At 75.0% G+C, this 13932-nt stretch carries 12 protein-coding genes and 1 tRNA gene; 5 read left to right on the forward strand and 8 right to left on the reverse strand.

Translation table 11 applies throughout. From position 1 onward, the window contains the following. Positions 1-13 precede the first annotated feature (13 nt). Positions 14-1618 carry a LacI family DNA-binding transcriptional regulator gene (locus H299_RS32310; protein ID WP_051262135.1) on the forward strand — a complete coding sequence of 535 codons (1605 nt, stop codon included), beginning with the start codon at positions 14-16 and terminating at the stop codon, positions 1616-1618. A gap of 53 nt (positions 1619-1671) precedes the next feature. Here the strand turns inward: H299_RS32310 and H299_RS0105335 are convergent. Continuing rightward, positions 1672-1745, reverse strand: a tRNA-Pro gene (locus H299_RS0105335). A 198-nt stretch (positions 1746-1943) separates the two neighbouring features. Between H299_RS0105335 and H299_RS32315 the strand changes: the two genes are divergently transcribed. Further along, on the forward strand, positions 1944-3068 hold the full coding sequence (locus H299_RS32315) for an NAD-dependent epimerase/dehydratase family protein (RefSeq protein WP_051262136.1): 1125 nt from the start codon (positions 1944-1946) through the stop codon (positions 3066-3068). 92 nt (positions 3069-3160) lie between these two features. Here the strand turns inward: H299_RS32315 and H299_RS0105345 are convergent, their stop codons facing one another. The 3 genes from H299_RS0105345 to H299_RS32320 form a co-directional block, all read right to left on the reverse strand. Then, positions 3161-4621: a WGR domain-containing protein gene (locus tag H299_RS0105345; protein WP_027747568.1), complete on the reverse strand. Its 1461-nt coding sequence runs from the start codon at positions 4619-4621 to the stop codon at positions 3161-3163. Positions 4622-4720: 99 nt separating this feature from the next. Continuing rightward, a complete protein-coding gene (locus H299_RS0105350; protein ID WP_027747569.1) occupies positions 4721-5827 on the reverse strand; it encodes a sensor histidine kinase in 1107 nt (368 codons plus the stop codon). Beyond that, entirely contained in the window at positions 5820-6602 is a 783-nt protein-coding gene (locus H299_RS32320) for a response regulator transcription factor (RefSeq protein WP_051262137.1), read from the reverse strand. Before H299_RS32320 ends, H299_RS0105350 begins: the two co-directional genes overlap by 8 nt. A 124-nt stretch (positions 6603-6726) precedes the next feature. On the opposite strand from H299_RS32320, the gene H299_RS0105360 reads away from it, so the two are divergent. From H299_RS0105360 to H299_RS40225, 3 genes are read left to right on the forward strand one after another with little or no spacing between them, the layout of a single operon-like run. Beyond that, a complete protein-coding gene (locus tag H299_RS0105360; protein ID WP_027747570.1) occupies positions 6727-7392 on the forward strand; it encodes a glycosyltransferase family 2 protein in 666 nt (221 codons plus the stop codon). A 29-nt stretch (positions 7393-7421) separates the two neighbouring features. Next, positions 7422-8138, forward strand: coding sequence for a TIGR04282 family arsenosugar biosynthesis glycosyltransferase (locus H299_RS40220; protein ID WP_486587168.1), 717 nt, complete (start codon positions 7422-7424; stop codon positions 8136-8138). After that, positions 8135-8812, forward strand: a complete 678-nt coding sequence (locus tag H299_RS40225; RefSeq protein ID WP_051262138.1) for a class I SAM-dependent methyltransferase — start codon at positions 8135-8137, stop codon at positions 8810-8812. The genes H299_RS40220 and H299_RS40225 overlap by 4 nt, the downstream gene beginning before the upstream one ends. A gap of 50 nt (positions 8813-8862) precedes the next feature. Here the strand turns inward: H299_RS40225 and H299_RS32335 are convergent, their stop codons facing one another. The 4 genes from H299_RS32335 to H299_RS0105390 all read right to left on the reverse strand — a co-directional run bounded on the left by H299_RS32335 (position 8863) and on the right by H299_RS0105390 (position 13914). Further along, positions 8863-9447, reverse strand: a complete 585-nt coding sequence (locus tag H299_RS32335) for a hypothetical protein (RefSeq protein WP_199782394.1) — start codon at positions 9445-9447, stop codon at positions 8863-8865. Beyond that, positions 9444-10592: a molybdopterin-dependent oxidoreductase gene (locus tag H299_RS0105380; protein WP_027747571.1), complete on the reverse strand. Its 1149-nt coding sequence runs from the start codon at positions 10590-10592 to the stop codon at positions 9444-9446. The genes H299_RS32335 and H299_RS0105380 overlap by 4 nt, the downstream gene beginning before the upstream one ends. Positions 10593-10949: 357 nt before the next feature. After that, positions 10950-12275 (reverse strand): hypothetical protein, encoded by a 1326-nt coding sequence (locus H299_RS32340; RefSeq protein WP_051262173.1) that lies wholly within the window; start codon positions 12273-12275, stop codon positions 10950-10952. Positions 12276-12492: 217 nt separating this feature from the next. Continuing rightward, positions 12493-13914 carry a lipase maturation factor family protein gene (locus tag H299_RS0105390; protein WP_027747572.1) on the reverse strand — a complete coding sequence of 474 codons (1422 nt, stop codon included), beginning with the start codon at positions 13912-13914 and terminating at the stop codon, positions 12493-12495. Positions 13915-13932 lie beyond the last annotated feature (18 nt).

Below are 13932 nucleotides of genomic sequence, written 5' to 3' on the forward strand. Positions count from 1 at the left end.
AGAGCAGCACGCAGTGGCATACCCGGAGAAGCGCAGGGGCCGAGACGGCAAGGACTACTACCGGGCCCGCTACAAGCGGCCCGACGGCAAGACGGGGACCGTCTGCGGCGCAGACGGCAAGGCCATCAAGTTCCCCACCAAGCGCACCGCACTGAAGGCCGGCCAGGAGACTGAGCGGGAAGCGGACGCCGCCGTAGGCCGCGGGGGGTGGGTCGCACCCGAAGTCGGCCGCATCACCTTCCACGAGTTCGTCCTCGGCGAGCCCGATACCACCGACGAGGGCTGGTACGCCGAGCAGGAACTCGCTGACTCGACGCTTCAGACGTACGGGCACAGCCTCAAGCATCTGCTGCCGACCTTCGGCGACATGGCGCTCGCGGCGATCACCCGAAAGCACGTCGAGTCCTGGGAGCGTGCCAAGCGAGCGGAGGGGGCCACAAGCGTTGACGCATACCGCTCCCTGCTGCACCTCATACTCGGCGACGCCGTAGATCAAGGGCTGATCGGCTCCAATCCGGCGGCCCGCCGCCGCAATCGAGGTAAGCGCGCCGGGCGGACATCCGCCCGCGGGCCCGAGAAGGCGATCACGGGCCCGCTGGGCGCACTGCTGCTCGCCGAACGGGCATCGCTACTGACCGGCCGGGGCGATGAGTTCGTCGCCACGATCATGAAGTTCTACACCGGCATGCGCTGGGGTGAAGTCGTCGGCCTGGAGCCCGAGTACGTCCGCGAGCGGCTGATCCGCGTCGAGTGGCAGCTCTACGAACTCGACTCGGGCGCGCTGGTGCGCTGCCCGCCCAAGGACGACAGCTACCGGGGCATCGATACCCCCGAGTGGCTCGCCCGCCTCGTCGCCGGGGCCGCGGCCCCGGCGAAGTGTCCATGCCACGGCCGCGCCTACGTCTACCGCGGCCGTGGCCCGGCCGGAGGAGGAGCGCGCAGGGACGGCGCGACACTGGCCGACGTCGCCCGCGAGGCGGGCGTCTCCGCCGGCACCGTTTCCAACGTCCTGAACCGGCCCACCCGCGTCTCCGAGCTGACACGGGCGCGGGTGGAGAAGGCCGTCGCCCAGCTCGGGTTCGTGCGCCGGACGGGCATCTCTGGGGACGGGGTCCACTGGAAACGATCCGGGTACTCGACCTGGGTTTTTGAGCCTGCCGCGACGGGCTGGTACCCGCCGAAGGCGCCGTACGAGCGGCGGCCGGTGCCCGTGACCGCGACTCCGTGGCCGGGCGTACCCGTTCGCGGGCGCGGCTCGGCCGCGCGGGCGGAGGCGTGCTGGCTGCCGATCCGGCACGGTCTCACGCGGCACGGCCTGCGGCACGCCCACCGCACGCTGATGGAAGACCTGGGCACGCCCAAGGTGCTCATGGACGAGCGGATGGGTCACTCGGACAGCTCGGTGTCGGGCCGGTACGCGCACGTGACGGACTCCATGCGGATCAGGCTCGTGGATGCCCTGACAGAGCAGTGGGAGGTGTCGCTGGACGAGCGCCTGGCCCTGTGCCGGACCTCGGCGGTGCCGGTGCTGGAGCGGCTGCTGCGGGAGCGGGAAGCGGTGCATGACGGCTCTGTGGGAGTCGTCTCCCAGCTGGCTCCCAGAAGGCACCGCACATAGCTGAGGGGCTCACCTCCATTTAGGAGATGAGCCCCTCACCTGCGTAAACACCGTCGGGACGACAGGATTTGAACCTGCGACCCCTTGACCCCCAGTCAAGTGCGCTACCAAGCTGCGCCACGTCCCGGTGACCCGTGCGGCCTGGGGTTTCCCCCGTGCCGGTCGGGCATGAGAACAATACCGCACTCTGTGAGGTGATCGCGCGCCCCGGGGGGCGGCACCCCGGGGCAGGGGCTGTGACCGGGGTGGTGGTCAGACCTTACGGACCTCTGACGCCTGGGAGCGGCGCCCGCCTGTGCGGGACGTGCGGCCCTAGCGTGGGCTCATGCGCGTACTGGTCACAGGCGGAGCGGGCTTCATCGGCTCGCACATCGTGGACGCTCTCCGGGAGGCGGGTCACGAGCCCGTCCCCCTCGACACGGCGGCTTCGGCGGCCTCGGACGCGGGCTCGCCGCCCGTCGTCAGCGGCGACGTACGGGACGCCGCGGCCATGGCCGACGCGCTGAAGGGGGTGGACGCCGTCTGCCACCAGGCCGCCATGGTCGGCCTGGGAAACGGCTTCGCCGACGCCGCCGCCTACGTCAGCTGCAACGACCTGGGCACCGCGGTGCTGCTGGAGCAGCTGGCCGCGGCCGGGGTGCGCGCGCTCGTGCTCGCGGGCTCGATGGTGGTCTACGGGGAGGGCCGGTACGTCTGCCGGAGCCACGGGGTGGCGCGGCCCGGCCCCCGGTCCGTACGGGATCTGGACGCCGGCCGGTTCGAGCCGACCTGCCCCCACTGCGGCGACCCGCTCGATCCGGGCCTGGTCGGCGAGGACGCCCCCGCCGACCCGCGCAACGTCTACGCGACGACCAAGCTGGCCCAGGAGCACCTGGCGGCCTCCTGGGCACGTGCCACCGGCGGCCGTGCGATCAGCCTGCGCTACCACAACGTGTACGGCGACAGGATGCCCCGCGACACCCCCTATGCGGGCGTCGCCTCCTTCTTCCGCTCCGCGCTGGAGCGCGGTGAACCGCCGAGGGTCTACGAGGACGGGGCGCAGCGCCGCGACTTCGTGCACGTACGGGACGTGGCGGCGGCGAACGTGGCCGCGCTGGAGGCGCTGGCCGGGCCGACGGGGCGGGAGCTGCCCGAGGGCGGTCTGCGGGCGTACAACACGGGCAGTGGCGAGCCGCACACGATCCTGGAGATGGCGGGCGCGCTCGCGGCGGCGTACGGCGGGCCGGTGCCCGTGGTGACGGGGGAGTACCGGCTCGGGGACGTCCGGCACATCACCGCGTCCTCGCAGCGGCTGCGCGACGAGCTGGGCTGGCGGCCCCGGGTCGGGTTCGAGGAGGGCATGAAGGAGTTCGCGCACGCGCCGCTGCGTCCGGGCCGCCGCTCGGGGCAGGTGGGAGGCGGGCAGGTGGGAGGCGGGCAGGCGGGAGGCGGGCAGGCGGGAGGCCGGTAGGCACCGACGGCGCTCCGCCCTCCCGCTCGGGGGTCAGCGCGGCCGGGACCGCCAAAGCCTCCGTGCCCTGCGGGCCCGGCCGCGCCCCACCGTCACCGGAGTCGCCGGATGTCGCCGCGGACGCGGTAGAAGCCGCCCGCCGCCACGTGCAGGGCGTCCACGACGTACCGCGCGCCGGGCTCGCGTATCGCGCGCGGGAACTGGACGTTCCAGGCGGGGTCGTAGCCCTGGGACACGACGTGCACGCGGAGGGTGCCAGCCTCCTGGAAGCACTCGACCACGATCGCTCCGGAGGGGGCCTGGGCGATCGTGGTGACCGCGTCGACGGCGGTGGCCGGTGCGTAGGTCGGGAGCGCCGCGGCGAGCTTGACGTCCCGCGCCACCGGCACCGTGCCCTGCTGCGCCGCGGCGATGGCCGCCTCGCTCGCATCCACGCACACCAGCGAGCCGGCCGTGGTGACCAGGTAGAGCCGCTCGTCGTGGTACTGCATCGACAGGGCCGAGCCCTCGCCCGTGCCGAGCTTCCACAGGCGGGTGCCGTCCCGGTCGAAGCAGTAGACGGACGAGGCCGAGTCCCCGGCGAAGACGAACCGTCCGCCGGGCGAGGTGGCGCACGAGTACACCGGGCTGTCGCAGGCGTAGGTGGCCTCGATCGCGCCGCCGGTCTTGGAGAGCCGCTGGACCACGCGGTGCGACGTCCCGGCGTACACGGAGTCCTCCTCCTGCCAGCCGAACAGGACGTCGCCCCGGGTGGGTGTGTGCCACAGTTCGCCGCCCCCGTCGGGCGCGTACGCGGTGACGCCCCGGTGGTGGCCGTGGTAGACCGCGCGGCCGTCGGCGCGGACCATCCAGGCGTACTCGCCCTGGCTGCGGCGGGCCCACTGGTGCTCGTCCTCGTGGTCGATGACGGTCAGCCGGCCCGCACGGTCCGAGACGTTCAGGACGCCCTCGTGGATGTCCAGCCAGAAGATGTCGACGTCCGCCGCGATGTCGTACGCCGCGAACGGCAGCTTGGAGGACAGGTCGTAGACCCGGCCGTCGTCGCAGCCCGCGTAGATCCAGAAGTCGTCGGCGACCAGGCACTTGACGCCGTCCGGCAGGCCGAAGCGGGCCAGTACGCCGCCCTCGTGGTCGAGGGTGAAGACGTCGCCCGCCTCGTTGCCGACCCAGCAGCGCTCGTCGTCGACATGGATGCCGAAGGCCGAGGAGCCCGTGCGGAACCGCCACAGCACGGGGGCGGCGGCGCGCGCGGTGGACGGCGCCGAGGTCACCTGGCGGCGGGAGACCGCGCGCGGGGCACGCTGGCCGGGGACGGCCGGGGCGTATCCCTTGCGCGCCTTCTCCGCGAGCTTCTTCGCCGCGGCGGCCCGCGCCTTCTCCGGCGTGGGGAACGTCGAGGTCTGCGTCTGCCCGGCGGCGCCGATCCGCCCGTACCGCACCGTCACCACCTGGCCGTCGACGGACACTTCGTAGAACTTGTGCGCGCCGCCGCCTTCCTGCGACAGCTCCAGATACGTCGTCGATGCCGTGGACCCGGTGGCCGTGGCAGCCATGGCAGACCCCTCCCCTTGGGCGGACCCGCGGCGTTTTCCGGCAGGTCCAGTGGCCACACCGTAAGCGCGGCCACTGACAGCCCTCTCGGCGGCCTCACTTCACGCGGCGGGGAGGGTGACCTCGAAGCGGCAGCCGCCCGGTACGTTGCGTACGGCCGCCCGGCCCGCGTGCGCCTCCACGATCCCCCGCACGATGGCCAGCCCGAGACCCGCCCCCGCGGGCGGGGTGCGGGCGTGGGTGCCGCGCCAGCCGGTGTCGAAGACCCGGGGCAGGTCGTCGACCGGAATACCGCCGCAGCCGTCCGTGACCGACAGCACCACGCCGTCCGCCTCGCGCCGGGCGGCGACGGCGACGGTGCCGTCGGCGGGCGTCCGGTGGATGGCGTTGACCAGGAGGTTGGCCAGTACGCGGGTCATCTCCTTGCCGTCCACCTCCACCGGTACCGGCTCCACGCCGTCGTCGGCCAGGCGTACGCCGCGCTCGGCCGCCAGCGGGTCGGCACCGGCGATGGCGTCGCTGATCAGGTCGTAGACGGACATCCGGGTGGGGCTCAGGGCGAGTGACCCCGCCTGGATGCGGGAGAGTTCGAACAGGTCGTTGACCATCGAGGAGAGCCGCTCCACCTCGCCCCGTATCCGCCGGTGGTAGCGGGCGGGATCGTCCGCGATGCCGTCCTCCAGGGCCTCCGCCATGGCCCGCAGGCCCGCCAGCGGGGAGCGCAGGTCGTGCGAGATCCAGGCCACCAGCTCGCGGCGCGACTCCTCCAGGGCCCGCTCGCGCTCCCGTGCCACCGCAAGCTTCTCGCTCGCGTCGGCCAACTGGCGCGCGAGTGAGGTGAGTTCGGCGGACATCGGGGCGCTCGGGCGGGTGAATCCGCGGCCTTCGCCGAGGGTGCGTGCGGCCTGTTCCAGCGCGCGGTGGCCGCCGATCACCCAGCGGCCCAGCAGCAGCGCGGTGAGCATCGAGGCCGCCGCGGCGACGGCGCACACCGTGGTCACGACCGTCAGGTCGTGCGAGGAGAGGAACATCGCCCGCGCCACCGTCAGCGTCCCGGCGAGCATCGCCCCCACCGCGACGGCGGTCAGCACGGCCAGGGAGACCCCCACCGAGCGGCGGCGCACCACGCGCAGCGCGAGCGCGCCCGCGAGCCCGGCCGCGGCGGCGCCCAGCGCCGCGTACAGCGCGATCAGCAGCAGGTCACGCACCGGCGCCACCGCCGCCCGGGGCGTCGAGGGGACGGGCCGGGCCACCGGGATGGCCGTCCCCGCCGGAGGCCGCCGGGCCGGAGTCCTCCGCGTCGAAGCGGTACCCCACCCCCCACACGGTCCTGATCAGACGCGGGTGCGCCGGATCGCCCTCCACCTTGTGCCGCAGCCGCCGCACATGCACGGTCACCGTCGACAGATCGCCGAAGTCCCACCCCCACACCGCCGACATCAGCTCCTCCCGGCTGAAGGCGCGCCCCGGATGCCGCAGGAAGTGCGCCAGCAGGTCGAACTCGCGCAGCGTGAGCGCCAGCGGCCCCCGCGCGTCGGAGGCCGTACGGGCCGCCGGGTCCAGGGTGATCCCGCCGCCGCGCGAACGCGGGCCGCCGAGGCCGGGCGCGCCCGCCCGGCGCAGCACCGACTCGATCCGCAGCACCAGTTCACGCGGGCTGAACGGCTTGGTCACGTAGTCGTCCGCACCCACCTCCAGCCCCAGGATGCGGTCCTCCTCGTCGCCCCGCGCGGTGAGCATCACCACCGGCACCGGCCCGCGGGCGCGCAGGCGCCGGCACACCTGGAGGCCGTCCAGACCGGGCAGCATGAGGTCCAGGACCACGAGGTCGGGCGGCGCCGCCTGGGCGCGGGCGAGTGCGGCGGGCCCGTCCCCGGCGCGGTCGACGAGGAAACCCGCACGGTCGAGGTAGCCCGCGACGACCTCGGTGACCGTGGGGTCGTCGTCCACGACCAGGACACGCCGCTGTGCTGATTGCTGCATACGGCCGACTTTCGCAGCTCCGCGCCCTCGCCGGGGGGCCGTCCGGCGGCGGAGTGGCCGATGTCCGTGTTTCGTAAGGAGGGAGAGTCCGTTTCGTCCGTTCCGCGTTCGTAGGGTGTGGGAGATGACCAACATTCCGCCTCTGTACGGGGACGTAGTCCTTCCCTGTCTCAACGAGGCCGAGGCGCTGCCCTGGGTACTCGGCCGCATCCCGGACGGCTGGCGTGCCCTCGTCGTGGACAACGGCTCCACCGACGGCTCGGCCCGGATCGCCCAGGCGCACGGCGCCGTCGTGGTGGACGAACCGCGCCGCGGCTTCGGTGCCGCCTGCCACGCCGGGCTGCTCGCGGCCGAGGCCGAACTGGTCGCCTTCTGCGACTGCGACGCCACCCTCGACCCCGGCGCGCTGCCGCGGATCGCCGCCCCCGTGCGGGCGGGGCGGGCCGACCTGGTGCTGGCGCGCCGACGGCCCACCACGCGTGGCGCGTGGCCGCTGCACGCGCGGGCCGGGAACCGGGCGCTGTCGCGGATGGTGCGGCGCCGCACCGGCGTCCGGCTGCACGACCTCGGGCCGCTGCGTGTGGCCCGGCGCCAGCCGCTGGTCGCGCTCGGCCTCACCGACCGGCGCAGCGGCTACCCGTTGCAGATGGTCGTCCGCGCCGCCGACGAGGACTGGCGGATCGAGGAGACGGAGGTCGACTACCTGCCGCGTACCGGCGTCTCCAAGGTGACCGGCACCTGGCGGGGCACCTGGCAGGCCGTACGCGACATGCGGGCGGTGCTGCGGTGACCGGCGGCCCGCGGTCGGGCGGCACGACGCTGCTGGTGATCGCCAAGGAACCGGTGCCCGGCCGGGTCAAGACCCGGCTCACCCCGCCGTACACGCCCCAGCAGGCGGCGCTGCTGGCCGAGGCGGCGCTCGCCGACACCCTGGAGCTGGCCGCCCGGCTGCCCGTACGGCGCCGCGTGCTGGTGCTGGCCGGCCGCCCGGGGCCCTGGCTGCCCGAGGGCTTCGAGGTCGTGCCGCAGAGCGGCGGCGGACTGGACGAGCGCATCGCCGCCGCCTTCGCCCTGTGCGACGGGCCCGCGCTGATCGTCGGCATGGACACCCCGCAGCTCACCCGCACATTGCTGTGGCCCGCGCTGGCCCCGGACGCCTGGGACGGGTGCGACGCCTGGTTCGGGCCCGCCGCCGACGGCGGATTCTGGGCGCTCGGCCTGGCCGTGCCCGATCCGGCGCTGGTGCGGGGTGTCCCCATGTCCGCCCCCGACACCGGTGCGGCGCAGCGGCACCGGCTCCTGGCGGCCGGACTGGCCGTACGGGAGCTGCCCGTGCTCAGCGACGTGGACACCGCGCGGGACGCCGCCGAGATCGCCGCCCTGTGCGAGCGGGCCGCAGCGGCGGCAGAGCCGGGAGGCGGGGCAGACGTGGCGGACGGGGAAGACACGGCAGGCGGCACGGGCGGCGTGGGCGCGGGGAACGGCAGCCGCTTCGCCGCCGTCTTCGCGCGGCTTCAGCCGGAGGCCGCCCGGTGAGCGCCCCCTCGCGGTCCTCACGGCCCTCACAGCCCTCGCCACCCTGGCACCCGGACCTGTACGGCGACGCGCTGCGCACCGGCCGCGGCCCGCTCTTCCTGCGCCGTACGGACGGCTGGCTGCTGCCGCTGGAGGTGGAGCGCTGGTGCGCACGGGCGGACGCGGCCGATCTGACGGTGCTGCGGCGCTGCGCGGGCGCCGTCCTGGACATCGGCTGCGGACCGGGCCGGATGGCCGCCGCCCTCGCGCGGCGGGGCAGCACCGTACTGGGGATCGACACCTCCCCGGAGGCGGTCGCACGCGCCCGGCGGCGCGGGGTGGACGCGCTGTGCCGTTCGGTCTTCGACGAACTGCCGGGTGAGGGCCGCTGGGGCAGCGCCCTGCTCCTGGACGGCAACATCGGCATCGGCGGCGACCCGGGCGTACTGCTGGCACGCGTCGCCGATCTTCTGGCGCCCGGCGGACTGCTGCTCGCCGAGGCGGCGCCGGCCGACGTGGAGGAGCACGTCGAGGTTCGTCTGGACGACGGCAGTGGCGGGCACGGTCCGGCGTTCCCCTGGGCGCGGCTGGGGCCCGACGCGCTGCGCCACCGGGCGCAGGCGCAGGGGTGGGCGGTGAGCACGCAGTGGTCGGTGCGCGACCGCGCCTTCCTGGCGCTGCACCGCGCGAGCTGACGGTGCGGTGCGGGGCGGGGCGGTGCGGGCCGCCGCACCGCAGCGCCTGGTCAGCGGCCGGGCGGAGGCGGCGTGCCGCCCGGCCCGCCGTCGCCTCCGCCGTCCTCCGCCCGGCCGGGGCGCCCCTCGTCCCGCTCGCGCGCCCGGGCCCGCTGCTGTTCCCGCGCCCGTGCCCGCTCCTCCCGCCGCGTGCGCCGCCGCTCGGCCGCGGCGCTGACCCGCACGGCCGTGCGGGGCCCGAGCAGCAGCGCCAGGGTCACCACGGCGGTCAGCGCGAGCAGGAGGAGCCAGTTGGCCGTGTAGTCCAGCGGCAGCGAGGAGGTGTAGCGCGGGTCGTCCTGGCGCAGCAGCGGCGGCAGCGCCACCACCGTGAGGCAGCCCGCGACGATCAGCCCGCCGCGCAGCGCGCCCGGCAGCCGCCGCACGCCGCCCACCCGTCCGAAGGGACGCACCAGCACCGCACCGGTCAGCAGCACCAGCGGAGCCAGCAGGCCGTCGTGCACCGCCACCGCGCCCACCAGCCAGAGCACGGTCTGCCCCGGGGTGCCCGGCGAGGTGTCGACGACGAGCAGCCAGCAGCCCCACCCCAGCAGCGCGGTGCCCGCCACCGCGAGCGCCACGCGCAGCCCGGTCACCGCAGCACCTCGATCCGGGTGACCCACTTGGTCTGGAGCACACCGGGCCGGTTCGGCGCGATGACGCGCGCCGGGTAGCCGTGGTCGGCGTCGAGCACCTCGCCGTTCAGCCGCAGGGCCAGCAGCGTGAGCGGGTCGCGGGCATAGGACGCGCCCATCTGCGAGACGCCGTACCCGCCACGGCGCTGGAGCGAGACGATCCGGAGGGTGGCACCGGGCGGGGCGCCGGCGCGGTCCAGCAGGTCGCGCATCCGCACGCCCCGCCAGTGGGCCATGGCGCTCCACCCCTCCACGCACGCGATCGGCAACTCGGCCTCGTGCTGCGGCAGCGCGGCCAGCTGCGCCCAGGTGAGCGTGTACGGGCGCGGCCCCGCCACCCGCAGCCGCCAGTCGCGTACGGCGGCGGGGGAGACGCGGGCGGCGGCGGCCGTACGGTTGACGGGGAGGCCCTGCGGGCCGTGGTCGGGGTGCCTCGGCGCGAGCAGGTCCAGCGGGCGCAGCGGGGTCAGCGTCTGACCGGCCGTCACGGCGGTCACCGCGCCCACGGCGGCGCCGACGCCCAGCAGCAGCGCGCGCCGGTCGGGCTGGTCGTGCGGCTCGTCGGGCAGCCGCCTGGTGCCCGCCGAACGCCGCCGCCAGTGCGCGGCGATCCGCGGTGCCTGGACGGCCAGATGCAGCAGCAGCGCGCCGGTGAGCACCCACGCCAGCGCCCAGTGCACCGGCCGGAAGGAGAACGGCCAGGGGTACCACTGCGTGATGTTGACCAGCCCGAGGAAGAGCTGGAGCAGCGCGGCGGCGACGAGCACGCCGACCGCGAGCCGCTCCAGCGCGTGCCGTACGCCGCGTACGGGCGGCCAGGCGAACAGCCGGGGATAGACCGCCCAGAGCTTCGCCAGCAGCAGCGGGATCGCCGCGATGCCGGTCGCGACGTGCACGCCCTGGGTGATCCGGTAGCCGCCCGCCGGACGGGACGGCAGCCGGTCGGCCAGCAGGCGCGGCGGTTCCTGGAGCACATGGCTGATCAGACCCGTCACGAAGCAGACCAGCACGGCGGCGCCCAGCCACCGCCCGATGACCGTGGCCGTACGGGGATCATGCAGCCGTCCGTGGAAGCGGGGCGGTGAAAGGGACTTCATACCCTCCATCAGAACCCGAAGGGCGGCCGGATTCCGGTAGCCGGAGCCTTACGGAACGCGTACGTCGAGCGGGCGGGCGGGCGCCTGCCGTGCCGGGCGGCCGAAAAGCGGAAGGCGAACCGGAAATCACCGGCGGCGGCGGGTGGCGACGAGGCCTCCGCACCCTCGCCGAAATCCCGAGCGCGCCCTGGCGAATGCGCCGGGAATCCTCGCGGAATGCCTCGCCCGGAATCGCAAAGGGAACCGGCCCGGAGGTGGCCGACGACACGCGGTGCCAGGGCGCCCATTCGATCAATTCGGCGGCGTTCTCCGCTGTGCACAAGGGAATTGAGACACCGTCATCCCGCGTCGGCGGGGTACGGCCTCCTACCAGCCGGTGATCACCAGATGGTTCACGGTCAGCGCGAGGGCGGCCTGCGCACCCAGCCACCAGCGGGCGCCGCGTGCGGGCAGCAGTGCCGCCGCCGGGAGCAGCCACAGGGTGAAGGGCAGCCAGATGCGCTCGGTCTCCGCCTTGCTCATGCCCGACAGGTCCGCGGCCAGTAGGGCGCACCCGGCCGCCGTGACCAGCAGGGCCAGCGCGGCGCTCCCGGTGGCCGGAGCGTGCCGCAGCCCCCGTACGGCGCCGGGCAGGGCCGCCGAGGTCCGGCGCAGCCCGGCCACCACCGCGAGGCCGACCACGGCCACGTTGGCGGCCAGGTTCGCCCAGACGAAGTAGCTCGCGGGCCGGATGCCGCCCGCGCCCTGGTAGTAGCGCTCGACCAGGGTGGTGTACCCGTCGTACCACCAGAACCCGCCCGCGGTGAACGCGGCGAACCACGGGGCCATGCCCAGCAGCACGTACGGCACCGGGCGCAGCGTACGGGCCGACGCCAGCACCCCCAGGCACACCACCCCCATCAGCACCAGGCCGTACGACAGGTGGCACACCAGTCCGAACAGCACACCGGAGCCCAGCGCCGCCGCCCGCGGCGCGCGCACCGCGCGGGTCGCCGCGAGCGCCAGCAGCGCCACCGCCCAGGCGCTGACGGCCGCGAAGTAGCCGTCGGCCGACACCCCGAGCCAGACGGCGGCCGGCGCCAGCACGAGGAACGGCGCCGCACGCCGCGCCGTCGCCTCCCCGCACAGCGCCCGCACGGCCACCAGCACTGCCACGGCCGCCGAGGAGGCCACGGTGACGCACCAGGCCGCCGCCCACGCGCCGCCGCCCAGCCCGACGGCGTCCAGCCCGGCGAAGGTGAGCACCGCTCCCGGCGGGTGCCCGGCGACGTGGGCGGGCCAGTGGTCGGGGCCCAGCAGGATGTGGTCGGTGAAGGTGCGCAGCGTGGTGCCCAGGCCTGACTCCCGCACCCGGTCGACCGCCTGGAGGTACTCGTACTTCGTCGTCAGCCGTTCGGCCGCACCGCGGTGCCAGCCGTCGATCAGCGCCAGCGACCAGATCCAGGCCATCGAGGCGCCCCACGCGGCGGGCAGCAGCGTCCGCCAGCGCAGCCGGGCGGCGAGCACCGGCCCGTACGCCACCACCGCCACGGCCACGGCCGCCGCCGCGGGGGTGCCGGGTCCCCAGTGCGGCAGCCAGTACGCGTACAGCGGGGGCCAGCGCAGGTGCAGGGTCCCCTGGTGCTCCTCGATGGACCGGCCGACCAGCAGGGCGGCGGTGAAGAGGAGGACCGCGGCGGCTGCCGCGTACAGGTCCCGCCGGGCGGACCGGGCGCGCGGCGCGGCCCCGGCGGCCTCGGCGGACGCGGTCGTCCCAGGCGCAGCGGTCGTCTCGGCCGCCTCGGGTGCCTGGCTCCCCCCGGCGGCCGGGGCGGATCCGCAGCGCGGGGCGGATCGGCCGGGCCGGATTGCTCTCACCGCTCCACCGTAGGCCGCCGGGCGCCGCGTTCCGCGCTGGCGGCGGCAGATGTCACCGTGCCGTCAGATCCGCCCCGGAGGCCGGAGGGAGGATCTCGCCGACCAGCGTGCGGTGCCACCAGTGCCCGGTCTCCCGCCGCTCCCGCCAGGTGGTGAAGCGGTAGCGGTAGAGCAGCACCCGCACGTGGGTGGGCGGGGAGTGCGGGAACGGGTCGAAGCGCAGCAGGCGCCGTGTCGGCGCGTCGTGCGCCAGCAGGCGGGCGGCCAATGCGGTGAGCCAGCCGCGCGCGGCGGCGGGGGAGAGCGCCGCGAACCACAGCTGCCAGTCCAGCCGGAGGTGGTACGGCGCGAACTGCCGCGGCCGCCGCCGCACGTCCCCGGGCTTTCCGCGGAAGCCGTACTCGCGCCAGCGGGTGCCGGGCCCGGGCTCCGCCGCGTCCGTGCCCTCGATGACGACCTCGTGCCGCAGCCGGGTCACGCTGCCGAAGGCGCCGTAGGTGTTGACCAGGTGCAGCGGGTCGAAGGACCGGTTCATCTGCTGGCGCCGGCTCAGCAGGTTGCGCACGGGCCGGTAGCTGAGCACCGCGACCAGCGCCGTGACGGCGCACACCAGCGCCGCGTACCAGGGCGGTACGGGGCCGTACGCGCGCGGCGCGGTGACCGCCGCGGTGTCCAGGGCGGACAGGGCGAGGGCGATGGTCAGCCAGTTGAGCCAGGAGAAGTTGCCGGAGAGCACCAGCCACAGCTGGGTGACGATCATGAGGACGGCCGCGGCCCCGGCCACGGGCCGGGGCAGGAAGAGGGCGAACGGGACGAGCAGTTGGGTGACGTGGTTGGCCGCTGCCTCGGCGCGGTGCAGCGGCTTGGGCAGCCGGTGGAAGTACCAGCTCAGCGGGCCGGGCATCGGCTGTGTCTCATGGTGGTGGTACAGGCAGGTGAGCCGGCGCCAGCAGGGGTCGCCGCGCCACTTGATGAGCCCCGCCCCGAACTCCACCCGGAAGAGCAGCCAGCGCAGCAGCCACAGCACGAGCACCGGCGGCGCGGCGCGCTCGTTGCCCAGGAAGACGGCCAGGAAGCCCGCCTCCAGCAGCAGCGACTCCCAGCCGAACGCGTACCACAGCTGTCCGACGTTCACGATCGATAGGTAGAGCGCCCACAGCAGCGCCCACACCAGCATCGCGGCCCACAGCGGCACGGTGTCGGCGGCGCCCGCGGCGACCGCGGCGGCCAGGAGGGCACCCGACCAGGCGACCACCCCGAAGAAGCGGTCGGAGTAGTGCCACTGGAAGAGGCTCGGCGCCGCCCGGAAGGGCGCGTGGCGCAGAAAGCGCGACACCGGCAGCAGCCCCGTCTCGCCCGCCAGCGGACGGAACTGGAGCGCCGCGCACACGAACGCGACCACGTACACACCGGCCAGCGCCCGCTGCACGAGCAGCCGGCTCAGCCACAGCTCGGGTGCCGCGAACCACTCCATGGGGTCATGCGTACCACC

Source organism: Streptomyces sp. CNH287 (assembly GCF_000424825.1).

What these genes read in the sequence shown, in the direction of transcription:
- H299_RS32315 (WP_051262136.1), top strand. Translation starts at nt 1,944, where the DNA reads ATGCGCGTACTGGTCACAGGCGGAGCGGGCTTCATCGGCTCGCACATC.
- H299_RS0105345 (WP_027747568.1), bottom strand. Translation starts at nt 4,621, where the DNA reads ATGGCTGCCACGGCCACCGGGTCCACGGCATCGACGACGTATCTGGAG.
- H299_RS32320 (WP_051262137.1), bottom strand. Translation starts at nt 6,602, where the DNA reads ATGCAGCAATCAGCACAGCGGCGTGTCCTGGTCGTGGACGACGACCCC.
- H299_RS0105360 (WP_027747570.1), top strand. Translation starts at nt 6,727, where the DNA reads ATGACCAACATTCCGCCTCTGTACGGGGACGTAGTCCTTCCCTGTCTC.
- H299_RS0105380 (WP_027747571.1), bottom strand. Translation starts at nt 10,592, where the DNA reads ATGGAGGGTATGAAGTCCCTTTCACCGCCCCGCTTCCACGGACGGCTG.
- H299_RS0105390 (WP_027747572.1), bottom strand. Translation starts at nt 13,914, where the DNA reads ATGGAGTGGTTCGCGGCACCCGAGCTGTGGCTGAGCCGGCTGCTCGTG.